This is a genomic window from Luteolibacter sp. SL250 (assembly GCF_026625605.1).
Taxonomy (GTDB): Bacteria; Verrucomicrobiota; Verrucomicrobiia; order Verrucomicrobiales; family Akkermansiaceae; genus Luteolibacter.
In genome coordinates, this window is sequence record NZ_CP113054.1 from 3,222,330 (window position 1) to 3,247,059 (window position 24,730).

Sequence of the window (24,730 nt, forward strand, 5' to 3'; positions counted from 1 at the left end):
CGGCTCAGCCTTGGTCCGGGATCTCCGCTTCCACCAGTTGCGCCAGCAGAGCCAGTGATTCCTGCCAGCCGAGGTAGCAACCATCCACCGGGATCATCTCCGGGATGCCCTCCTGGGTGATATGGATCTCCGTGCCGCAGGAGACCGGCTTGATGAGGATGGTGTTCTTCATCTCGCCCGGCAGGTTCTCATCCTCGAAGCGGTCGGAATACACCAGCTTCTCCCCGGGGATGATCTCCAGGTAGGTGCCGCCGAAGTGGTGCTCGCTGCCGGTGCTGAAGTTGCGGAATGACATGCGGTAGTTACCGCCCACCTTCAGGTCGAGGTGATGGACTTTTCCGACAAATCCATGTGGAGGCAGCCACTTCGCTTTCGCGTCCGGATCGGTGAAGGCGCGGAAAATGCGGTCCGGCGTGGCACGGAGAACCCGATGAAGGATGACGGTATTCGGTTTGTTCATGATGATTGGGGATGGTTTCCACAAATATGACGGACGGCATCCGCGAAAATGGACAGCCGTCCTCAAAAAAATTCCGCATGATCACAATTGCCGTTCCAGGTCATCTTCTGATCCGAAATATCTCACAATCGATTGAATATCTCCGGCCAGGATGCGTCGGAACGAAACATCAGCCCATTGGCATTGCGCCATACAACATCGGCTGATAGCAAATCTAACGTCAACGAGCATCCGGACCCCATGAGATACGTCACCACAGCTTTCCTCACCCTTGCCGCCAGCTTCTCCACCGCCATATGTCAGGAAAAGCAATCCACTCCGTCCGCTTCCGCCCTCATCGTCTTCGACGCCTCCGGCAGCATGTGGGGACAGATCAACGGCAAGCCCAAGATCGAGATCGCACGTGAGGTTGTGCGCAATCTCGTCACCGATCTGCCCTCAACCACCGAACTGGGCCTCATGGCCTACGGTCACCGCCGCAAGGGTGACTGCGCTGACATCGAACTCCTCATCCCCGTCGGGCAGATCGACAAGTCCACCTTCATCAAGACAGTCGATGGGATCGTGCCCAAAGGCATGACTCCGATCACCGCATCCCTCGAACTCGCCGCGGAGGGCCTTGGCTACAAGGAGAACAAAGCCACCGTCATCCTCGTCTCCGATGGACTGGAAACCTGCGACGCCGACCCGTGTGCCGCCGCGAAGAAACTCGAACAGCTCGGAGTGGATTTCACCGCCCACGTGATCGCATTCGATCTCAAACCGGAGGAAACCGAGAAACTCCGCTGCATTTCGGACTCCACAGGCGGCAGATTTTTCCCCGCCTCCGACGCCGCGTCCCTCAAGGACGCCCTCGACCTGGCCGTCGGTGCCGCCACCACCCCCATGAAGCCCGAGGCCGCCCCGGAGGATACACGAAAAATTTCCCTCACTGCCCCGGACACGGTCGTCGCCGGTTCCGAGATCAAAATCACCTGGGAGGCGGAAACCGCCAAAGGCGACTACGTCACCATCGCAAAGGATAAGGCCCCGGACAATGTCAACCAGGGCTTCGCCTACACCCACGACAAGGAAAGCTCCACACTCACCTCGCTCATGCAGGCTGGGAAGGCGGAGATCCGCTATATTTCAGGCATCACAGGCAAAATCCTCGCCCGCAAGCCCGTGGAACTCACTAAGTTCGAGATCACCCTGAAGGCTGCCGCCGAAGCCGTCGCAGGCTCCGCCGTTTCCATTGAATGGACCGGTCCCAACCACAAAGGCGACTTCATCACCATCGTCCCCAAGGCAACCAAGGATGGCGAATACGAGAAATGGACCTACACCCGCGGCAACTCCCCCCTCAATGTCATCGCAACCAGCACCCCGGGTGACTCGGAGATCCGTTACATGAACGAGCAAGGGAATATCGTCCTTGCGCGCCATCCCATCCAGATCGTCAAAGGTGCAGTCACCCTCAAAGCCCCCGCCGAAGCGGTTGCAGGTTCCCCCGTTAGCATCGAATGGACCGGCCCCAACAACAAAGGCGACTTCATCACCATCGTCCCAACCTCGGTCAAAGACGGTCATTACCAGAAATGGTCATACACCAGCGACGGATCCCCCACCACCATCGCCGCCACCCACACCCCTGGCCCCGCCGAAATCCGCTACATGAACGAGGATGGCAACAAAGTCCTCTTCCGCTCCCCCATCATGATCAACGCCGCGGTCATCAGCCTCAAAGCGTCCCCTCAAGCCGTCGCTGGACAAGCCGTCGCCATCGAATGGACCGGTCCCAACAACAAGGGCGACTTCATCACCATCGTCCCCAAAGCAACCGAGGATGGCGGATATGAGGATTATATCTACACCAGCAAGAGCAGCCCCTCCAGCGTCACCGCCACTGAAACCGCAGGCCCAGCCGAGATCCGCTACATGAACGAGGACGGCAACATCGTCCTCGCACGCATTCCCATCACTCTCATCGAGCCGGAGAAAAAGCAGGAGTGATCCCCTGCTGCCGGGACCGGCATGTTCCGATCCAGCCGCTTGATGAATGTCCGGCGGCTGCCTAGGGTCTTTCCCGGATGATCTGGGAAAAGCTCAAGGAATGGATGGGGGGAGGCGAAGACGGAAATGGTGAATTTCAGCCGGAATGGATCACTCTGCTGGAAAAGAACCTCCCCCTCTACAAGCGGCTGCCGGATGAGATGAGACAGCACCTGCACGAACGCATCGCCCGCTTTGTGGAGTCCGTGCGCTTCGAGGGCTGCAACGGCCTGGATGTCACGGATGATATGATCCTGACCGTGGCGGCCCAGGCCTGCCTGCTGGTCATCCACCGCGACGGCGTCCCATATCCCGGACTGCGGACGGTCTATCTCTATCCCAGCACCTTCAGTTCCATCCACAAGAGCGTGGACGCCATGGGGGTGGTCACGGAGGGCCGGGTCCACCGGTTGGGCGAATCCTGGGAAACCGGAACCATCATCCTGTCATGGGATTCGGTCGAACAGGGCGCGCGGGACATCCGTGATGGGAGCAACGTCACGTTCCATGAGTTCGCCCATCAACTGGACCATGAAGACGGACCGACCGACGGTGCCCCCGGACTTGCCAGCCGTGCGGCCTACCGTTCATGGGCCCGTGTTTTCTCCGAAAGCTACGCTGATTTCCAGGAACTCACCGAACGTGGGCGGAAAACCGTGATGGATGCCTACGGAGCCACCAGCCCCGCGGAATTCTTCGCCGTGGCCACGGAGACATTCTTCGAGAAACCGCGGCAGCTCTCCGGGAAACAGCCCGAACTCTATGAGGAGCTGGTAGGCTACTACGGACTGGATCCACGGGAGTGGCTCCCGTGATCCACCATCATCCTGCGGATGATCCCGGGATCCGCCCAAACAGTCGTTTCGTCCGAAATCCGGATGCAGATGCAAACTCTGTCAGACCCCGGAAAATCAGCGGCGACAATCCCGTGCAGCCGTGGATCTCCGGATCAATGCCCACGCTGCAACCCAGCCCCATCAAGCATCCTCCAATCTAACAGTTAGATGGAAGTCGTCGGAAAATATTGGAAAATCCTGGAAAATTGATTTACCGGGAGCGGAGATGCACGATGTCGCCCTCATTTCAAACTTCATCTCCTCCTCCGGCTTTCTAGGTGCGGCGATCCACAACATCGACCTGATCCTGACGATCACGGGAGGTCTGGGTGCCGCGCTGCTTCTGGGCTATCTTTCCCACCGCATCGGACTTTCCCCCATCGTGGGCTATCTGTTGGCGGGCATCGTTGTGAGTCCGCACACACCTGGCTTCGTCGCGAACGAAGGGATGGCGAAGCAGTTGGCCGAGATCGGGGTGATCCTGCTGATGTTCGGCGTGGGCCTGCACTTCCATTTCAAGGAGCTGCTGGCGGTAAAGCGGATCGCCATCCCCGGGGCTGTCGTGCAGAGCGCTGCGGCGACCCTCCTGAGCATGTTCATCATGCACGCGTGGGGCATGACCTGGACGCAGGGCGCGGTGTTCGGTATGGCCATCGCGGTGGCCAGTACCGTGGTCCTCACCCGCATCCTGGTGGACAACAACCACCTGCACACCCCCATCGGCCACGTGGCGATCGGCTGGCTGGTGGTGGAGGACATTTTCACGGTCTTCGTACTGGTGCTCATCCCCGCCATCTTCGGCGGCGGGGCGGATGCGGAGCTGAACGGCGGCGCCGTGGCCGTGGCGCTGCTCTGGACGACGGTGAAGATCGTCGCATTGGTCGCCGTCGTGTTCTTCGTCGGTGGCTGGGCGGTTCCCAGGATCCTCACACTCATCGCCCGCACGCGCTCCCGGGAGCTTTTCACCCTGGGTGTGCTGGTGCTGGCGCTGGGCATCGCCGTGGGTTCCGCGAAGCTGTTCGGTGTCTCGATGGAGCTGGGCGCCTTCCTCGCCGGGATGGTGGTGGGACGCTCCGATTTCAGCAACCGGGCCGCCACCGACGCGCTGCCGATGAAGGATGCCTTCGCGGTCCTGTTCTTCGTTTCCGTCGGCATGCTGTTCGACTATCATATCCTCGTCCAGAGCCCGTGGATGGTGCTGGCCACCGTGGCCATCGTCATGGTTGGCAAGCCGCTGGCCGCCATCATCATCACCGTGGTGTTGCGCTATCCCTCCCGCACTGCGCTGGCCGTGGGTGCCGTGCTCTCCCAGATCGGCGAGTTCTCGTTCATCGTCGGCACCATGGCCATGCAGTATGAGCTGATCGATGGCCGCGCGTTCAACGTGCTGGTCGCCACCGCCATCATCTCCATCACACTGGCCCCCCTCCTCTACCGTGCGGTGGATCCCATCGAGGCCGCGCTGGCAAAGCGTCCGAGACTCTGGGCCATGTTGAACCGGAACCCTGCGGTGGGCAAGAAACCGAAGTTCGATCCCCAGCATGATTCCCTCCGCAAGGCGATCGTCGTCGGATACGGCCCGGTCGGCCAGACCGTGGTGCGCCTGCTGACCGACAACGGCTTCTCCCCGGTCGTGGTGGAAATGAATGTGGACACGGTGCAACGCCTCAGGGCGGAGGGCATCGCCGCGGTCTACGGAGATGCCGGCCATGCCGAAACGCTCAAGACCGCAGGTGCGGACGAAGCACAGATCCTGATCCTGAGCGCCTCCAGCGTGCAGGCTGCCAAAGAGCTGATCCGGGAGGCACGTCGCCTCAATCCCAACGTCCGCGTGATCGCCCGCACCTCCTACCTACGTGAAGCGGAGACCCTGGCCGCAGTTGGTGCGGACAGCGTCTTCACTGGCGAAGGGGAGGTCGCCCTTTCCATGACCGAGAACATTCTCGAGAGTTTCGGCGCAACACCAGAGCAGATCGACCGGGAACGCGAACGTATCCGCCGCGAGTTCTCCCGCGACGAGCTGGCGGATGCCGGACCCATGCCAACACATTAACGGCGCAACGCCGACGCCTTGCGTTCTGCAATGAGCGCCTACAACTTGCAGCGGAAGCTTCCACAAGGGGGCTTCCGTTTTTCACATTAAACATTGAATACCAGTGATTTAAAAATCCCATAATCGCTGGCGTGGGCCCTGCGAATGGGAAAGCACCAATGATTCGCAATCAAACCATGGAGATCCTGGGCTGGATGGCGGCGATCGCCATCGTTGCCGCCATCGCGTGGCTGCAACGCGCCCAAGCCGGATTTTGAACGATAACACCGATCCATTATGAACCACATCCACTTTCTCACCGATCTCGAACTAACTTCCGAGGAAAAGTCCCGTGCGCTGAAAGGACACATCCTCCGCACGGCCGCCGCCAACTGCCGGGATGGGGAGCGCAAGCTTCCCATGGAGATGGTTCGGATCGAGAACATGATGAAAGACCACAATATCTTCCACCTGATACCCGTAAACGATGAGGCCGTAATGGAGCGCCGCATGTTCTCCTCCGCAATCGCTGGCAAGCGGAGAGCCTGATACCACAGCACCATTGCCCCCATCTTTACCCAAAGGCGGACCTTCTCAGAGGGTCCGCTTTTTTCGTTACAGTAAACGCCCACTAGAGCATTTTAAATAATATTGTAGCCGTTTCAGGATTTGTTGCTATCCTTGCCTTATGGCAACGATCTCGGTCGATCTCCGGCAGCGCATCCTCAAGGCTTATGATCGTGGCGATGTCAGCCGCGGACAGGTGGCCAGCCGCTTTGAAGTGTCACTGGGCATGGTCAAAAAGCTGCTCCAGCAGCGGAGCCGTCTCGGCGACATCTCCCCGCTCCATCACCGCAGCGGCCGCAAACCCATCATCCTCGATTCCCACCGCCGTGAGATGCGCCTCCTCCTGGCTGATCAACCCGATCTCACCCTTGAGGAGATCCGCGCCCGCCTCGGTCTGGAATGCACCATCCAGGCCATCCATTACGTGCTGGCTGACATGGGGCTGACATATAAAAAAAGACGCTCCGCGCCGCCGAGCAATCCCGGCCGGACGTCGCCCGCAGCCGCCGGATCTGGCGCAAAATCCAAGGAGGATTTGAACCTTCCCGCCTCGTCTTCCTCGACGAATCGGCGGCGAAAACGAATATGACCCGTTTGCGCGGCCGCTCTCCGCGCGGAAAACGCCTTCATGCCAGCGCCCCGTGCGGCCGTTGGAGGACCACGACGATGATCGGTTCGATCCGGCAGGACGGCAGCACCGCCTGTATGACGGTTGAAGGAGCCCTCAACGCGGAGGTGTTCCGGACTTACGTCCGCGAGATCCTGCTGCCCACGCTCGCACCGGGGGATATCCTCGTAATGGACAATCTCAGCGCCCATAAGGATCGTGAGGCCCTCAACCTGCTGGAGGAAGCAGGCGTGAAGGTGAGATTCCTTCCGGCTTATTCTCCGGATCTCAATCCGATCGAACTGATGTGGAGCAAAGTCAAAGCACTCCTCCGCAAAGCCGAAGCGCGCACCAATGAAGCGCTTCTCCTGGCAATCGGCGACGCGTTGTCCCGCGTCACCCAAAAGGACGCCGCCCATTGGTTCGCCCACTGCGGCTACGGATTTATTTAAAATGCTCTAATCTCCTAACTGTCTTATATTGCGACGACTACACAAAACTGCATTCTTATCCACCAAAATTATGCGCATTGTCTCATAATTCACCTTCATTGAGCCATTTATAGCGAATATTCGCATTAGACGGCCACCATTCCCGTGCGATCAGGTCCCTTACCATGAACAAGCTGATCGTACCCATTACTGTATCCGCCATCGCCCTCGCAGTTCCGGCCTTCGCCGGTGAGCCGAGCCAACCTTACCAACCAGCGCCCGTCGAGGAGTCCCCGATGTGGCAGTGGTTCGCGGGTGGTTCCGTGAGCTATCTCTTCGAGTATGAGGAGCCGATGTATGCCCTCAATGCCGGAGTGAAATCCCCGTGGAGTCCACTGGGATTCCGCACCAGTTTCTTCCTCGAAGGCGGCTTCGTGGAAGACGACAACGAATCCCACATTCCTCTCGGCGTCGGGGGTATTGACTCCGATCTGGAGATCATCCCGGTGACACTCAACGTTCAGTTCGAGAAAGCCCTCAACGACTGGATCGGCGTGTATTTCGGTGTCGGAGCGGGTGCTTCCTTCACAGACCTCAAGGTGGCTGGCGCGGGCCATGATCACGACACGGTCTTCACCACACAGGCGTTCGCCGGGGTGAACTTCCAGGTCGGACAGAACTCCGAGATCTACACCGGAGCCCGCTACATCCGCTTCGACGATGCGGACAACTACGATCTGGACAACACGTGGGCTGCGGAAGCCGGCTATCGCTGGAAGTTCTGAGCCGGGGCACGGACCTCCGTGTGTGGGAATGGCCGTCCGGTTCTCTCCGGATGGCCATTCTCAGTCTAAAGGGAGCGATTCGGTCACGCATGCCTTGTTGACAGATGGGCCGGCCCTTCCCGTAGAAAGGTATGGACGCGCCTCCCTACGGCGCTGCTCACCTACCTCATGAAACCCTTCGTCTTTCTCTCCTTCCTGCTTTCCGGCATCTTCACCACTTCTTTCACACAGCATGCCATGGCCGCCGAGCGCGGAAAGCCATTCCACTTCGCCCATCGCGGCGGAGCCTACGAGTTTGAGGAAAATACCCTCACCGCCTTCCGCAGCAGCTACGAGGCTGGCATCCGCGGCTGCGAGCTGGACATCCGCATGACCAAGGACGGCGAGCTGGTCATCCTTCATGACGACTCCCTCCAGCGCACCCACCAGGGTGAGGGACCGGTTGAAAATCTGCAGGCGGAGGAGGCCCGGAAAGTCCTCAGCAAGAAAGGCGGCGAGCCGCTGCCGCTTCTCGCGGATTTCCTCAAATACTTCGCCGACAAACCCGGCATGTACATCGAGTTCGAGATGAAAACCAGCAACAAGGATCTCTATCCCGACGAAAGGATCGAAGCCTATGCGAGAAAGATCCATGCCGCCGTCACCGCCAAGATCCCGGAAGGAAGCACCTACGTTTTCACCTCTTTCGATCCCCGCCCGTTGAAGGCGGTGAAGGCGCTCGATCCGGACGCTGAGATCATGTTCATCAAGGGAGGACCCCTCACTCCGGAGATCCTGCAGGCGGCCAAGGACATCGGCGCGAAGCGGGTGGCCTGCAAAATGGAGGGAACAACAAGGCTGGCCGTGAAGGATGCCCAGAAACAGGGCTTCATCGTCACCGGTTGGCCCGGACGCACGATGGAGGATTACTTCCTGGGCCTGGGGCTGGGGGTGGATGCCATCTGCACGGACATCCCGGTGGAGGTGCAGAAATACATCGAGCGCGCCCGCCAATGATCGCAGGACCGGTGGCCTCTAACAGAGTCCATCAGGCATCAAGCCGGATCCTCCACGTGATCGCGTGATATCCGGATGACCGGTTTCGTGACATGGTTCTTTCGTCAGCGCGACGGACTCCCCCCGACCGGAACGGTGACAAAATTCCCCCCAAAAAGAGATCGGCAGGTGATTCCCCCCACGGCGTCATCTGCCGATTTGGTTTTCAGGATCCGGTGCCCGTAACGCGCCGTCTCCCCAACAGCAATGCCGCTCCTCCCGACAGCCCGAGCAAGGTGGCGGAGGGTTCCGGAACGACCACGCCGAGCGCCACCATGATCGTGTCACCGGTGCCCGCAAGGCCATCCGGGACACCTAGCACCAGCCGGGCATTCGTTCCGGAGACAGGGTCGATGCGGAAGAACGCGGCCTTTGATTCACCGGTGGCACCCGTGACCGTGGACAGCGTGCCGACACCCGCCATCCAGGCGAGATCATCCGACATCCGGGAGATCCCGTTGTCCCAGCCCCAGATTCCCTCCAGCGAAATCCCCGCCACGGAGGAGTCGGATCGCGCGGAGATGTTCACCCCTGCGGTGCGGGATATGTCGCTGCCGTGGTAGAGATCCCCCACCATCAGCAGGATCTCACGGTTCTCCGGAATATCGAGCTCGATGGTGTAGCTGGCCGGCCCGCCGGATGGTGCGGCCACCCGGAAAGCGGTCGCGTGCACCAACGCGTTCCCGCTGAGGCTATCGGTGAATCCCGTGCTTCCCTGCCAGTACTCTCCCGAGAAGGTCCGTGCGGACGGGAACCCGGAAAACACGGTCCCCCTCTGGGTGGCGAGAGATCCCTCCACCAGTGACGTGCCTGAATCATCCCGCAGGAAAAAGCCGGAGGCGTTGCCAACCGGGGAAAACTCCAGCCAGTCCACCCGCTCCGCACCGGCGGAGATGAGACAGGTCAGACCAAGGGCGGCGGGTATGGCAAACACCTTGCCATACCGCGGCGATTCGCAGTGTGCATTCATGGGGGGATGTTGGGGGGAGATCTCTTTCGCGGCCTCAGTGACCCGGCCGCTTCTTCGACTGGATGCGGTAGAAGGCTTTGTCCGGCAGACCTTCCGGATGATAGCCGTAGAGGAGGAACTCCACGGTTTCCGTCTCCGGGCGTCCGTCGTCGTCGCCACGGGGATTGATGTCAGACGTCCAGTCCGCGGGGGGGGCGGGTTGCCAGGCACTGAGGAGATCCGCGCTGAATTCCGGAGCAAGATCCACGAATGCCTGCGATCCCACACGGCGCTTCGTCACCAAGCGGACGATCGAGAACGGATCATCGATCTGCAGAGAGACATCCACTTTCGGCTGGTCGGGCACCTGCGGGTTGGTGAGGAACGCCATTTCATGGACGTTGCCGATGCCGTCTCCGTCGGGATCGGCGTCCATCTCCAGCAGGGAAAGGTCAAAGCTATCTCCGAGGTCGCCAAAGGCATCCTTGATCCAATTCCAGTAAAGGTTGTCATCCACCACCTTGATGCGGACCATCGCATTCACGGCCAGACCGTTGGAACTGGCGGTGATGGGCACTTCATAGACACCGGAGTTCACCGTCCCCAGATTCCAGTCCAGCCTGCCGCTGCCCGCGCCGAGATCCGCGAAGGTGGATCCCGCTGCGGCAACCAGGTTCGCACTGAGGGTGACCGCATCCCCGTCGGGATCCGTGGCCGCCACCATCAGCGAGTAGGTCTGACCCTTCGTCCACAGGACCACCGGCACTGCGGTGAAGATCGGAGGTTTGTCGGATTCCTCGGTGACCGTCACCGCGAAGTTCGTTTCCGCGGAGCGGGATGGGGTTCCATTATCCGCCGCGACCACGGTGAACAGATGGCTCCTGCCCCCCTGTCCAGCCACCGGTGACCAGGTCACCACCCCTGTCTGCGGATTGATGGAGGCTCCCACAGGAGCCGCCGTCAGAGCGAAGGAGATGTTCTGCACGGGGAAGTCAGGATCCGTCGCATCCACATCCACCAGAAGAACCCCACCCACTTCCAGCGATTGTGGCGCGACGCTGCTGATGACCGGTGGATCATTCACGTCCACCACGGTCACGGTGAAGGTCCTGTTCGCCACGGCCGCCGGAACACCACCGTCCCTGGCCACCACCGTCACGGTCGCCGTGATGCCGCCGTCCTGCTCGCTGGTGGTCCACTGGATCACCCCGGACACGGGATCGATGGTGAAGCCCGGCTTGTTCGCACCGACAGAGTAGCGGATTTCTCCGTTGTTTCCGTCCGGATCAGTCGCGCTGGCGCGCAAGGTGAAGACCCCGCCTTCATTGACCGTCTGGTTGGGTATGGTCTCCAGGACGGGTGGCAGGTTGTTCCGGGAGACGGTCGTCGTCGCCTCCGCGCCGGGGGTCTTGACCTCCGGATTTCCGGAGAAGTCCGTCGCGATGGAGTAGAAGGCATAGGTATTCCCGGCGGTGCCGCTGTAAACCCCACCGGTGGCGTAGGTGTGCGTGCGCCAAGGAGTCCAGGCTCCGCCGTTGATGGAAACGTAGACGTCGTAGAAGGCGACACCTTCATTGTCCGTCCCGCTCCATGTCACGGCGATGTCCTCATAGCTGTCCGCAGGGAGCGCGGCGACCACACTGGTGGGCGGCACGCCGTCCGCAGCGGCGGCCTGCTCATACACCAGAGTGTAGGACCCGGTGCTGTTGTCATCCGCCATGTGGAGGATGTGTTCATACGTGGGCCTGCGGCCATTCCCGATGAAGGTGCGGTCCGTCTGCCAGACGTTCTGGTCCAGCGGCAGGACCCGGCCGTCAGAGCGCGTCGCGGATACGAGGCGGTAGGCACCGTTCGCCGGATCCGGCAGGCGGATGTAGGACCATCCGTTGAACGACCCGACGTTGAGGTTGATGGTCAGGTTGGACGGCGCGAGGGAGCCGGTGAAAGTACCAGTCTGGCGCAGGGTGACCAGATCCGTCCCTCCATTGCTGTAGTGGATGGTGTCCGGATAGTCGTTCGCATCCAGCACGTCGTTCACCAGGAAGTCCGGCGCGGAGTCCTGCCCCGCACCCTGGGCGCGGACCATGCGGATCATCTCGTGGATCTCCACGTTCTTCATCAGGGACAGGCGCGGATCCCCCAGCCCGCTGGTGTGCTGGAATGTCGCGCTGTAGTCGGTGAAGAGCCCCTGGAGGGTGCTGGTCATCAGCCACGTGGCGATCTTCCGCTGTCCTGGAGCCACGTTGCCGAAGTCCGCCGTCAGCGACGGACTCAGCGGCTGCCCGTCCACCTCCGTGCCGATGATCTTGAAGTCGATGAACAGGCCCTTTTCGTTCTCCACGATCTGGGGTTGGCCGGAGATGATCTTCAGATTCCGCGCCTCACCGTAGCCGCTGTTCTCCACCATGACCGCAAGCTTGTATGGGATGGCGGGCTCGATCTTGTCCGTGTGCGGGTCATCGCTGAAAACATCCCGCTGATGGAAATATTTGAGCGTCAGGGCCGCGTCCGGCTTGACCGTGATCGGCACGTTCTGCACCGGGATGTTGAACTCCACGCCGTTCTGCACGTAGTGGATCACACCGCCCACCGTGTAGCGCATGTCCGCCTCCTGGGCGGCGGTATCCCGCGGGATGAGCGTCCATTGCACCGTGCCCAGGCCGTTGCCCGGCATCTCGCCGGTGCCATCGATGGCGGCGAGTCCGGTCAGGCGGGTCACCTGGATGTTGAACAGATCATCCGCGGGCAGTCCGGCTCCGTCCAGAACGCGGAGGCTGAACCCGACTTCAGTCAGTTCGTCCTCACGTTCGTTCTGCAGTTCGAGCGTTGCGCGGAAAGCCGTCCGGGTCATCATCACATCCTGCGAAACGGCGATCTTCACCTTCGCGCAGGTGCCACCGGAACCGGCGGCCAGCGTTTCACGCAGGACTGCATATCGACGGAGCAGCTCATCGGCAGGATCCAGGAAGCCATCCGCACGGCTGGCCGCCACGGCTGCGGAGACAGCGGTGCTGACGTTGTCGAACTCCATCGCATCCAGGAAATCCGTGCTGTCACCTGCAGGAACATCGGCAATCCGCAGGATGCCCCGGGCGTTATAGTCGATCGTCCGGTTCCAGCGGGCGATGGCCTTCTCCACCGCCGGGATATCGATGTCCCGAGAATCTGCCAGCGCGAGCAGAACCGCTGCTTCCGACTCATTGATCACGCTCCCGCCATCACTGTCCCCGTTGAGGAACTGGCTGAACTGGCTGAAGAATTCCTGTCCGCCAGGAAGACGCATGGCCAACACGATTTCCCTCCCACCCATCAGGAACTCCACCCACTTGAGGAACTTCTCCGCGCGGTCCCAGGCCACTGCCATCTCAGGGGAAAGCTGTCGCATTTCCGGGGTCATGAAGTAGCCATCCTCCGTGTTCTTCGCACGGTTGGCGGAGTTCAGGATCGGCCCTCCACCCGGACCGCCGCCACCTCCAGCACCTCCTCCGGCACCACCGAATTTTTTGTAGCAAACCGCATAGGCGAGGCCGCACTGGAGCGTGTTGTTGATGCCACCGATGACAGGCCCCAACGCGTCAGCCATGCAGCCCTGGATCGCAAGGATGCACCCTGCGGTCGTATCGCCACTGGCCACCCCTTCCGGCCCGCCGATGTCGTCATACAGACTGGATCCACAACCAACGAGGGCATAGGCGCAGCCCAATGGAGTGTAGCCGATGAGGCAGTCGAGCGTGGCCTTGAGGATGCAGTCATCAAGACACGGATCAGGCGAGGCGAACGAAAGGGATGTTCCGGAGGGGCCTCCTGGGCCTCCGCCTCCGGGACCGCCTCCACCCCAATAGTATCCACCCAGCCACCCGATGTAGCCGCCGCCACCACCCGGGCCACCATTGCCCGTGCAGCTTCCGGAGACACGGCTGACGACGAACACCGCCACCTTCTCGACCAGGTGCTGTCCGCAGGGGAAATCATACTTCACCGAACCGGAGGCACCACACGGCACGTTCGCGCCCGATTTGGCGACCCGACCGCCCCGGTTGGCCAGAGTGATGACACCACCCTCCCCATCGAACTCACCCACACGGGTGATCACCACCGGGACCACCATCGAACTCTTCGCGGGAATGGTTCCGATGTTTGTCACCAAGGGCTTGAACTCATAGAACGGATGCGTTGAGAAGTTGATCTCACCATGCTGTGCGGAGATGAAGCCATGGTTCTCGATGGTCATGTTGATCGTCTTCGACTGGCCGAGCATCGTCAGGTCCCCGACGTCGAAGTCGCTCGGTGAGACCGTGACCACCGGGGCCGGGACATTCGTCTCAAAGGTGGTTTCGATCTTCACCTCATACACGTCCTGGATGTCCACCTCCTCGACCTTCCAACTGTATTTCACGAGCTGTTTCGAGATGAAGATCTCCTGGGCGTTCGGCTGCCCGGCGGTGACGTAGTAGTTGCCGGAGAACGATTCGTGTTCGAATGCCGTCACATCCACCCGGTACCACCCTTCGGGAAGGTTGGTGAAATTCGCAAGACCATCCGCACCAGTCTCCAGCACGGCCACCTGCTCCGCCGTCACGGCGTCACGGACGGTGACCTGGGCTCCCTGGAGCTTCGGAGCTTCAGCGGTGAAGAACGTCAGTTCATCCACCACCGTGATACCCATGTCTCCCCTCAAGTCGGACACCACACGGAACTGATAGGGGAAGTTCCGGCCGCCGCCGTTCGCGGGATTGAGCGCGAGGCTGCCGGTATACTGGGTGAGCGGGACCGTCGCACCAGGTGTCAGCACCAGCGAGACCGAGGCGCTGCCACCCGGAGGGATGGACGGAACCGGATTCTCCGAAGCGACGGAAAGCCAGGGCAGATCCGGCAACAGCACCTGGATGGCCCCGGTGGCCAGACCACCGGTGTTCGTGATGGTGAAGCTGGCGGACTTCGAGCCACCCCGCAGCACTGAGAAGGCGAGGCTCTGCGGATCCAGGGCCAACACCGGTTTCTGAAGCTCCACCCACACACTGATGCTTCCATCCATCGTCACCCCCTCTGAAGTCTGGACCACCAGTGGGAAGTTGCCGTTGCCGGAGAACCCGGCGGCGGCGGTGACGGTAATCGGCACGACAAGGGATTCCCCCGCCGCCAACGTGGTCGCGGACAAGGCCGGAGTGATGGTCAGTCCGGCAGGAGGAGACACCGGAATGGTGAAGGTGATCCCCGTCAGTGGACGGCTGTTCGGGTTCCGCAGGATGGCGTTCACCGTCGCGGTGTTCGCCTCGTAGATCGCCACGCCCGGAGGGGAATCCACCCCCATGGTGAGGATCTCGAATGTGTCCTGCACCGGAGCGGTGGGACTTCCCGGATGCGCCGCGCCGATGGTGTAAAGCCCGCCTTCATTCCGCAGCGGGGTCCAGGTCACGTTGAACTGACCCAGTGAATTCGTCACCGCGGAGATGATCCGGTTGGTGTTGTTCACACGGATGTGGATGTTGACCATCGAGAACTGTGCCGGAGCGCCGCCTTCCTTCGAAGCCGTTCCGGTGAAGATCAGCGGGGTGTTCGCCGCGACGACTTCCGGAGCGGTCTGCACCGTCACTTCATAGGCTGGGCGGACCTGGATCGGCTGTACGAGTACGGCGGTGTTGTTGGTATCGTCGATCTCCGGTAGGTCGTTGGGAGGATCCACCACCACGATGAGATAGTAGATGCCCGTATCCCGCGGGGTGAGCACGGTGATGCTGCGGGAATATCCACCGCCGGCCGCCACCTCACCGGTCTGGTCCACCTGGCGGACCAACGCGTCATCATTGCTGAACGACAGATCGCGGGAAAGATAGACCCGCTCGATGAATGGGAGGTTCGTCGGCGCAAAACCCTGGTTGTTCACCCGGTAGGTCACGGCCATGTATTGCTCCGTGGGGGTGGTGGCCGGCGCGGTGACATCACCGGCGGCCAGGTCCGGGAGCTGGGTATCGGTGAGGGAAAGCGAGGTGATCGCGTCCGTATAGTCCGCTGCGGAGGCGCGGACGGAGATCGGGCGGGTTCCGCTCTCCGCCGGATCCACCGGGGCGTTGATGGTGAACGTCACGCTGTTCTGGTTCGCTGGAATGATCACGGTGGAAGGCATGCCAACCTTTCCTGCGGGAGTACCGGAGAGGGCCACCGTGAGGGCCGGGGAGGAATCACCTCCGGACCGCCTGACCGTTGCGGACACCTGCCCGCCTTCCTGGATGAGAGGGCGGCTCATCGTCAGGAGGAGCACGGGACCTTCATCATCCCTCACTTCCAGATTCACCACCGGAGCGACCGCCACCGGAGTGACACCCACCAGAACCCTGCCGCCGATCGCCGCCGTTCCATTGCCGTTGTCGAGTGCGTCATCCAACACGCTGACAGAAAAAGAAACTTTCGTCGCTCCTGCCGGTATATCGACATGCGCCGGCACCGTGACACGGGACGGGAGTGAATTCGTGAGATCGATCCGGAGTGACCGGTCGGTAGCCTGTGCACGGGTGGCCGTCCCGATGACGGTACCGAAGGACTCCGCCACAGAGGACTCGGAAAGCGACAGCGTGATATCGGGATAGTCGTCATCCCCCAAGGTCAGCTCAACCGAAGCGCTGCGATGCTCCGTTGCGGAAACCGTTACGAGGACCGGTGCCGGCAGCTCGATGACCGTGTTCTGCCGGGGAGAGAGCTGGAAGGTCGCCGAGGTGCTGCCTGCCGGGATCACCACCGGGAGCATCGACTCGAAACGCCCCGGCTTGCTCACGCTGACCTGGACGGTCACATTCGCAGCAACGGATGCCGGGATGCTCACCGTTCCGGTGAGCTGGGCGTTCTCCATCACCGTCTCCCCCGGGAAGCTGAGCGCAAGCTGCGGGAACTCCCGCACCCGGGTGACCGTCACGGAATTCGAGTCCGCGCTGTCCCCCGCCCTGTTGCGGGCCACCGCCTTGAAGCTGCTGGTACCCGTCGACAGGGATGCCGCATAGTTCAACAAGCCGGAGGAAGATGCATAACCGGAGAAAATGAACGCATTGTCCCGGAAGATCCTCACGTTCGACTCCGGTTCCGCCTGGATCTGAAGGGCCACGACGGACTCCTGCACGGTGACGCCGCTCGCGGGCGCGGTGATCACAGGAGCTGCCAGCGGTGCCAGGGCGACATTGATCGTGCGGGAGAACTCGGACCAGGTACCCGAATTGTCATAGACCCGGACAATGATTTCGTAGGTTCCGTCCGTGATGGTTGCGATGTTCCATGGAACCGTAAGTCCATTCGCCGGGAATGTGTCCGAGCCGATCAGGACACGGTTGGCCGAGGATTCAGGACGGTAGAAGAACTCGCCACGATTGAGCCCGTCGTTATCCGTCGCAACGGTGGACAACTCACCCTTGCGGACAAAAGTTTCACCATTGACGACCGCGGTGCCATTCCAGGCCAAAGATCCGATCTGAGGAGGCTGGGCGTCGATCTGGTAGTTGACCGTCGCCACGCCGCTGGGGTTGAAACCCGTCTTGTAGGCCTTCGCCCTCACCTGGCCGGTCACGCCGACCAAGAAGCTGCCCCCATAGACCTGGGAGTTGGTGGTCGGCACGCTCCCGTCCGTGGTGTAGTAGATGGTCACACCCGGAGTGGCGCAGGTGACCGTCACCTCCACCGCAGCGGTATGAACACCACTTCCCGGAGAGATCACCGGTGTGGTGACCGTCTGTGCGAACTCCGCATCCGAGAAAAGTTGTGTCTGCGGAATGATCGCTTTCGGTTCGCTGAAGGAACTCCAGCGCATCTTCGCGGACGACGGGCCCGTGGACTGGAAGTATTCCACCCGGATGTCATACAGCACCCCGGCCTGCAGCGGCACCGGCGTGGACGAACGCTCGGTTTCACCGTGTGCGGTCCAATCATTGATCAGGAGTTCGGCAGGCTCGAAGGTTCCACTCCGATCGAGGTCCACCCACATCCGCTGGCCGTCGTCGGAAGCGACGTGGAAGACATAGTCTTCCGAGAACCGGGGCAACACCTTGCCGGTCCACCGCACGGAAAATGAATCGCCGGCGATGCCCGGGTCCGGAGCGGCACCATTCCAGTTGAAATCAATGGTGGGATCCACCCGGACAAGCGATGCCCCGGTGAAGTCCCCATTGTCATAGTACGTTCCGGTGAGACCGTCCCCGCTGGAAGGTGGCTGGCCCACCAGGTAGGTCGCCTCACTGAACGGGCTGGCATTCAGGCCGTCCGCGAAGGCGCGGGCGCGCACCCGCCTGGATTGGGAGAGATTGACCGGCGCGGAATAAAGCGCGGAGCTTTCCGTCGGCTCGGAGCCATCCAGCGTGTAGCGGATGCGTGCCTCCGGCGTGAGCGAGGACAGCACCACATCCACCCCGCTTGGATAAAGCAACGAGGGGGATGGAGAGAAGGTGACGATGCCGGTCGCGGAAGTGGCGATGCCGTAGCGCGCCCTCACCGTCGTCTCCAGGGTCTCGCGCTCCAGATCACTGAGAGCGGCTCCATAGAGGATGACCTCGGAGATGGCTCCGGAATAATAGGCGTCCACGGCCCAGTTGCTGCGGCCGATGAAGTTGCTGGTCCGCAGCACATCGAAGGGCAGAGGGAACGCCGGATCCTCGGAAATCAAGGAGCCGTTCACGAAGACCTTCACCGCGCCCGATGGAAGCTGGCTCACGGTGATGACCGTATTGGTGGATGGAAGCATCCCGTTCGGAACCCCCAGGTTCCTCTGCGTCGCTCCCCGGACGTCGTAGGAAAACGACGTGGAATTCTGGTACCTGCCGAAGAAGACATTGTGTGAGTTTTCACCCCTTCCCAGTTCCATCAACCGCTGCCAGTTGGCCGCGGTCCCCGCGCGGAACACAAAGGTCGCGGTCAGTCCCTGCGAAAGATTGCGGAAACCCGCGGGGAGCCGCAGATGGTCGTTGCTGCCGTCGAACACCACGCCCGGCGCCCCACCGATCACCGTGGGATCCAGAACCGGCCTCGATGCCACCGTATCCTGTCGGGCGTCACTTCCCTTTCCGGACAGGTCCCGCCAGACGGAGACTCCATCCGTATCGGAAACCACACCCACCCCCGCGCGCAGCCACAGCAGCATCGCCTGCCGTTGGGGGACAGCCGGAGCCCCCGCTTCGATGATGAAATTGCTTTCCTCCACCGCACTCGCGCTGTTCCCCGGACGGTATGCACGTGCCTTGACGGTCGTATTCGAGGAAATCTGGAATGGCGCCCCATAGAGACTGGACTCCGTGGTAGGCTCCGCCCCGTCCGTGGTGTAGCGGATCTCGACGCCGGACACCGGATGACTCAATGTCACCAACTGCGCGTTCGCGAAATAGCCGCCATCCGGAGAGACCACGGGCGCCACCAACGGCTCCTCTCCCACCTCATAGCGGGCCGCCAGCGCATTCCCCACCTGTTGTCGCTCCGACGGGGTGAGGGTACGGTTGTAGATGATCAACTCCACCAGGTCCGCGTTCGTCGGCTGGTTGTTGGCGCCTTCCCCCCCACCGATCGCCGGCCGGGCGAGCTGGCCCATATAGTTCGCGTTCTGGGTGACGTCCACACCGTTGTAGAGATAGCGGGAGTCCCCGACGTCCTGCACGGCGACGGAGATGGAGCGTGTGCCGACTTTCACCGGTGCCTGTGAAATCCAGCCGTCGGCATACCAGCCCTGGGTGCCACTGTGCGGCCCGAGCAACCAGTTCGACGTGGTGCTCTGCAGCAGCCTGCCCTGCGTCGTGCTGAGCTGGTTATAGACCATGAATACGGTGGACGGACGGGTTGCCGAAAAGTCCTCCGGCGCCAACATGCCGTCGTTCAAGCCGTCAAAGCGCACCGCCCTGTAAGAAGGATTCACGGCACCCTGCCTGCGGAATTTGAATCCATTCGCGGCCAGATACCGGTTGTCCGCACCCAGGCTTCCGCCGAAGGCACTGGTTGACGTGCCGAAGCGACCGACGCTCGGGTAGGAGATCCCTTCTCCCGTGGATTCCTCCCAAATGTCGGCGCCGTAGTAGTTGTTGCCGCCGGTCCAACCGGAGGACTCGATGAAATAGCGCCCCGGAGCGAGCGCCAGAGGCGTTCCCAGCGGGAGATAGCGGACTCCTCCGTCAAGCTCACCGGATACCGCCGGTGTGAACACCTGCGTGAGGAGCACCTCCGTGCTCGTGTCATCCGCCGGAGCAGGGGTCCCCTTGTCGTCGACGCGATGCACCCGCACCGTAATGTTTCCGGCCAACCCGTCCGACTGATGATCGAACACCCCGAGATGGGTGAGCTCCACGGGGGTATCCACCATGAAGTCCGTCCCGATCCAACCGCTGTAGTTCGTCCCGCCGGTGGCTCCGTAAGGAACCGAAACCACGCGCTTCACCGCGCCGCCGAACGCCGCCTCGACCGTCTTCGGCCGCTTCTCCCCCGCGATCTGGACCATATCGCGCCCGTTGCCCGAAAGATCCTTCCAGCGCATCACCCCACCTTGCGTATCCTTCACCACTCCCATGTCGGAACGGAGCCACAATGCCGCATCCGTCACAGGCAAAGGATGGGACGCCGCATCTCCGTAGAACGACTCAGCCACCCCACTGCGCACCGCCCCGCTCAAAAAGGAGGCCGCTTTCACCGTCACTCCGCGCGCCACGTTGAATGGCACCGAGTAGGCCGGGGAAGACTCCGTCGGCTCCGACCCGTCCACCGTATAGCGGATCTGCGCACCGGGAGTCGTGGTGGCCAGCGTCACCGTCACATCCCCGGAACCGTAACCCGGCACCGGCGATATCACCGGAGGGGCTGCCTCAGGTTGATAAAGTTGGTGCCTTTCCGCCAGATGGCTCTCCAGCGTGAAGCGTTCCGCGTCCGTCAGAACCCGGTCGAAGGCGATCACTTCGGCAACCCTCGCAGGAAGCGCGTCGACCGACGGACCCGCGCCTCCACCAATGGCCAGACGGCCCGGTGTTCCGCTGGTGAGCGCTCCATTCACCGTCACATCATCCCCGTTGCGGTAGGAGCGCGTGCCGCTTGCCGAACTCGAAAGGGTCGCCACATAGCCCCGGCGGGTATCGAAAATTTCGTTCCTGACCCATCCATTCGAGTAATAACCATCCCGTTGGATCGTCCACTGGTTGTTGCCGTTGTTGAGGAGGTATCCATATTCCGGACGCTCCAACTGGAAGACAACCAGCACGGTGGATGGACGGCCAAGGTTCATCCCTTCCCTTCCCCACAGCCCGTCATCGTAGCCGTCGAAGACGAGCGATGGCATGATGGGAGCCGCACCTGCGGCCGGAGCAACCCTGAAGTTGGCAGCACCATTGTAGTCCAGCGGACCTTGGCCGTCGATGGTACCCGGCCACGCACCTGGAGTGCTGTGGTAGCGGGTTGCGGTGAAACGGAAACGTCCGTCGGATGATCCGCTGCTGCGGTCCCCTTCATAGTAACGGTTTCCTCCGTTATACCCCCACGCGTAAACCGTGTAGTTTCCCGGTTGCAGGGTGACGGACGACGCCAGCGGTTTGAAGCGGGAGACGCCATCCAGTTCACCCGGCTGGGCCGTGGTGAAGGTGGCTTCAGCCACCATCGTGCCCGCGGTGTCATCTCCGGGGATCATCGGCGTGCCGGCGTCATTCCGTGTCCAGAGCTGGACGCGGACATCCCCCGCGAAGCCGTCCTTCTGATGGTCATAGGCACCAAGATGGGTAACCTCCACCGCCTCGGTTACCGTAAAATCCTCACCCAAGGTGCCTGCGTAGGTGGTGCCACCATCGCCCTCCCCCACTACGATCGCGTTGAGGGATCTGTTTGCCACACCGGAGGTGCTCAGCATCGGGCGGGAAACCTGGAGACCTTGCAGCATGTCATTGCCGTTTCCACTGAGATCCCGCCACCTCCGCACTCCTCCGGCTTCATCCAATTCCACCCCGGCATCCGAACGCAGCCACAGGCTGGCCCCCGCCAGCGGCAGATCATCCGCCCCTCCAGACTCCCCATAGAATGCCTTGGTCACCAAACCGGCGGTGGCTCCAGGTGCAAAGGCCCGGGCCCGGACCTCCGTGCCGCGGGGCACTGAAAATGCACCACTATAGGCCGTCGAGGCCGCCGTCGGATCAGTGCCGTTGGTGGTATAGCGGATCACTGCCCCGGGGACATCAAGGGCCAAGGTCACGCTGACCGCGCCGGTGCCGAAGTTTCCGACGGGACTGATAGCCACCGCCGGCAATACCTTCCGTGTCCACTGGTAGCGGGCAGCCAGATAGTCCTCCACACGCCACCGTTCGGCCTCGCTCAGTTCATGATCGAACACGATGACCTCGGAGATCGTATTCCGCGACGGGGCATACTGCTGTCCTTCCCCGCCCCCAAGGGCCAGACGGCCCGGTACACCCACCCCCGGAGAGGAGTTGACGGTCCAGTCCTCCCCATTCACGAAAAACCGGGTGTTCACCAGACCGTTCGACATCGCGGCCACAACCGGTTGGCCCGCCGGAACCGAACGGTAGCGGACCCAGTTCGTCGAATATCCCCCGTCATCACGGATCATCCACCATGGGCCGCCGGAACTCTGGACGATGGGACCGGGGCCGCGACGATCGAACACCACATAGACAGTCGACTCATCACCCGCCACGGCCCGCGGAATGAATGAAGGATGGGCGGCCAGCAGCCCGTCGTCGTCGCCGTCGAACTCGATTGCTCCCCGCGTGGTCGCAGGGGCTGCCGTCTTCGTGAACCGGAAATTCGCGGCGGTGTTGTATTTCACCGGATGGGAGTCGAGCGAGGTCGGCCAGGCCCCATTCGACCCGATGTACCTGGACTGGTTGACGAAGCGGATGCCATCCTCCAGCCAGTAACCATCACTGCTGTTCTGATAGCTATTGGAACCGGTGTAGCCCCACACCACGATGGAGTAGGAACCCGGGGCCAGTGTGACCGGTGTCACTGGCTTCGTGCGGGCGTATCCCTTCCCCAGGGTGCCAGGATCCCCCGGCGTGAAACTCGCCTCGGTGATGAGGCTGCCCCGCTCGTCATCAGACGGAAAGGTAGGGGTCCCCTTGTCATCACGACTCCAGACCTGGACCCGGATTTCATTGGTGAATCCATCTCCATTCGCATCGTAAGCGGAAAGGTCGGTGATCCGGATCTCCTCCGTTGCCACGAAATCCATCCCAAGCGTGCCGGAATGGACATGCCCGGCGGAACCCAGGGGATTCATGGAACGGATGGCGGTCCCCCCGCCCTGTTCGAATGACTGGACGGCGGCAGGCCTCTTGTCCTCGATCTCCTGCACCATGTCGTTTCCGTTGCCGGTGAGATCCCGCCAGCGGCGCACCATCCCACGGGGGTCCTTCTCAACACCCCGGTCCCCCCTCAACCACATCTTCGCCCCCGCCACGGGGATGTCAGGCGCCGCTGCATCCGCATAGAACTGGGCGGAAACCCCGCTGGCGGGGATGCCTTCAAGGAACGTCCTCGCCCTCACCTGGGTCCCCCGTGGTACTTGGAAGGACGAGGAATAAGGAGTGGATCCGGCCACCGGATCACTGCCGTCGGTCGTGTAGCGTATCTGTCCTCCGACGGTGGAAGTGCTGAGCGTGACGGAAACCGGGCCGGTTCCGGTTGAACCCAGCGGTGATATCTCCGGAGTGGCGGCGGTTTCCTCGAAGATCCCATACTTCCCGCCAAGGTAGGTCTGCGTTTCCCTGACCTCACCTGCGGTGAGTTCCCGGTCATACACCAGTACCTCGGAGATCCTCATGGCCAGAGGGTCTCCACCGAGCCCGGCTCCTCCACCGAGCGTCAGGCGCCCGGGATTCGACGCCGTCTGGCTGAAGTTCTCCGTGATGTCCCCGTATCCACTGAATGCACGGGACCCGGCGGAGTTCCCGGTCATCGCCGCCACTTGGGGCTTCCACCATGGGAGGTCGATGTTGCGCACCCAGTTGTTGCCCGCCCAATAGCCCGATGTATTGATATACCAATGGCTTCCGGATGTATTCTGCATCACGTAACCACCATTCCTGTCGTCGCGCTCATACACCACGAACACCGCATGCGGTCTGCCGATGTTCAGTCCCGCCGGTCCGGAGAGACCGTCGTTCGTGCCGTCAAACTTGAGTCCGGCCCGGGTGACCTTTGGCACCGTGCTGCGCTGGTAGCGGAAATTCGCCGCCCCCGCATAACTGTCCGGATAGCTGCTGGTGATGTTGGGCCACGCGGTTCCGTTCGAATACCGTCCGGTTCCCGCCCATCGCAGCCCCCCCGCGACGGGCTTGCCCGCGATAGTACCGGAGGAATAATAATAGTCCGATCCCGTGTAGCCCGATCCGCCGATGGTGTAAGCCCCGGGTGCAAGCACCAGTGGAACTCCAAGCGCCTTCCAGCGGAAGCACCCTTCAAGCACACCGGGCTCCGCTGCCGTGAACGTCACCTGATCACGGATGGTACCTTCGGTGTCATCCCCTGATGTCGCGGGTGTCCCGCCGTCGTTCCTCTCCCATATCCTCACAGTGACCGTATTGATGTAGCCATCACGGTTGTGATCGAACGCCGCCACATGGGTGATGGTGATCGGTTCATCGACGATGAAATCCATCGCCAAAGTCCCGTTGTGCGTGGCATTGCCCCCTTGGTTATCCGGCAGCCGATGAAGCCGGCCTTCCCCCATGATGAAAGCATCCGCCAGCGGCAGAGGCCTGCGGGCGGCGTCAGTTTGGGTGAAATGATGGTTGTTACCGGATTGGTCCTGCCATTCCTGCACGTTCCCTGAACCGTCCGTTATCACACCCGTATCCCCTCTCAACCAAACCGCAGGACTGGCGGCCGGACTGGCCGCCCGTGTGATCGATGACAGAATAGGGACGAGCGCGAGCACCAGAGGCGCAAGGGAGCGTTTCATACCCCATCTTGATGCGGAGTTCATCTGGAATGACCAAGCTCTTATGAGGCCCGGCCAAGTGGTTCACGCAATGTCAATGGATTGGGTTC

The 24,730-nt window shown here is 61.6% G+C and carries 11 protein-coding genes; 8 read left to right on the top strand and 3 right to left on the bottom strand.

Annotated elements, in window-relative coordinates; translation table 11 throughout:
* Window positions 1-4: 4 nt before the first annotated feature.
* Entirely contained in the window at window positions 5-460 is a 456-nt protein-coding gene (locus OVA24_RS14220) for an SRPBCC family protein (protein WP_267670542.1), read from the bottom strand.
* 240 nt (window positions 461-700) lie between these two features.
* On the opposite strand from OVA24_RS14220, the gene OVA24_RS14225 reads away from it, so the two are divergent.
* From OVA24_RS14225 to OVA24_RS14260, 8 genes are all read left to right on the top strand, one after another.
* A complete protein-coding gene (locus tag OVA24_RS14225; RefSeq protein ID WP_267670543.1) occupies window positions 701-2,452 on the top strand; it encodes a vWA domain-containing protein in 1,752 nt (583 codons plus the stop codon).
* Between the two features lie 77 nt (window positions 2,453-2,529).
* Complete coding sequence (locus tag OVA24_RS14230) at window positions 2,530-3,306, top strand: M90 family metallopeptidase (protein ID WP_267670544.1); 777 nt, start codon at window positions 2,530-2,532, stop codon at window positions 3,304-3,306.
* A 247-nt stretch (window positions 3,307-3,553) separates the two neighbouring features.
* Window positions 3,554-5,380 (top strand): cation:proton antiporter, encoded by a 1,827-nt coding sequence (locus OVA24_RS14235; RefSeq protein ID WP_267670545.1) that lies wholly within the window; start codon window positions 3,554-3,556, stop codon window positions 5,378-5,380.
* Window positions 5,381-5,656: 276 nt separating this feature from the next.
* A complete protein-coding gene (locus OVA24_RS14240; RefSeq protein ID WP_267670546.1) occupies window positions 5,657-5,908 on the top strand; it encodes a hypothetical protein in 252 nt (83 codons plus the stop codon).
* 139 nt (window positions 5,909-6,047) lie between these two features.
* Window positions 6,048-6,515 (top strand): hypothetical protein, encoded by a 468-nt coding sequence (locus OVA24_RS14245; RefSeq protein WP_267670548.1) that lies wholly within the window; start codon window positions 6,048-6,050, stop codon window positions 6,513-6,515.
* Window positions 6,449-6,985, top strand: a complete 537-nt coding sequence (locus OVA24_RS14250) for an IS630 family transposase (protein ID WP_267675274.1) — start codon at window positions 6,449-6,451, stop codon at window positions 6,983-6,985. Before OVA24_RS14245 ends, OVA24_RS14250 begins: the two co-directional genes overlap by 67 nt.
* A 164-nt stretch (window positions 6,986-7,149) precedes the next feature.
* Window positions 7,150-7,749: an outer membrane protein gene (locus OVA24_RS14255; protein WP_267670549.1), complete on the top strand. Its 600-nt coding sequence runs from the start codon at window positions 7,150-7,152 to the stop codon at window positions 7,747-7,749.
* A gap of 168 nt (window positions 7,750-7,917) precedes the next feature.
* Entirely contained in the window at window positions 7,918-8,745 is an 828-nt protein-coding gene (locus tag OVA24_RS14260) for a glycerophosphodiester phosphodiesterase (protein WP_267670550.1), read from the top strand.
* Window positions 8,746-8,950: 205 nt separating this feature from the next.
* Here OVA24_RS14260 and OVA24_RS14265 read toward each other — a convergent pair whose 3' ends face one another.
* On the bottom strand, window positions 8,951-9,754 hold the full coding sequence (locus OVA24_RS14265) for a hypothetical protein (RefSeq protein WP_267670552.1): 804 nt from the start codon (window positions 9,752-9,754) through the stop codon (window positions 8,951-8,953).
* A 34-nt stretch (window positions 9,755-9,788) separates the two neighbouring features.
* A complete protein-coding gene (locus tag OVA24_RS14270) occupies window positions 9,789-24,641 on the bottom strand; it encodes a chitobiase/beta-hexosaminidase C-terminal domain-containing protein (protein ID WP_267670553.1) in 14,853 nt (4,950 codons plus the stop codon).
* Between the last annotated feature and the right edge of the window lie 89 nt (window positions 24,642-24,730).

Coding starts and splice junctions, on each gene's coding strand:
- OVA24_RS14225 (WP_267670543.1), top strand. CDS start 701: ATGAGATACGTCACCACAGCTTTCCTCACCCTTGCCGCCAGCTTCTCC.
- OVA24_RS14230 (WP_267670544.1), top strand. CDS start 2,530: ATGATCTGGGAAAAGCTCAAGGAATGGATGGGGGGAGGCGAAGACGGA.
- OVA24_RS14265 (WP_267670552.1), bottom strand. CDS start 9,754: ATGAATGCACACTGCGAATCGCCGCGGTATGGCAAGGTGTTTGCCATA.
- OVA24_RS14270 (WP_267670553.1), bottom strand. CDS start 24,641: ATGAAACGCTCCCTTGCGCCTCTGGTGCTCGCGCTCGTCCCTATTCTG.
- OVA24_RS14245 (WP_267670548.1), top strand. CDS start 6,048: ATGGCAACGATCTCGGTCGATCTCCGGCAGCGCATCCTCAAGGCTTAT.
- OVA24_RS14240 (WP_267670546.1), top strand. CDS start 5,657: ATGAACCACATCCACTTTCTCACCGATCTCGAACTAACTTCCGAGGAA.
- OVA24_RS14260 (WP_267670550.1), top strand. CDS start 7,918: ATGAAACCCTTCGTCTTTCTCTCCTTCCTGCTTTCCGGCATCTTCACC.
- OVA24_RS14235 (WP_267670545.1), top strand. CDS start 3,554: ATGCACGATGTCGCCCTCATTTCAAACTTCATCTCCTCCTCCGGCTTT.
- OVA24_RS14255 (WP_267670549.1), top strand. CDS start 7,150: ATGAACAAGCTGATCGTACCCATTACTGTATCCGCCATCGCCCTCGCA.
- OVA24_RS14220 (WP_267670542.1), bottom strand. CDS start 460: ATGAACAAACCGAATACCGTCATCCTTCATCGGGTTCTCCGTGCCACG.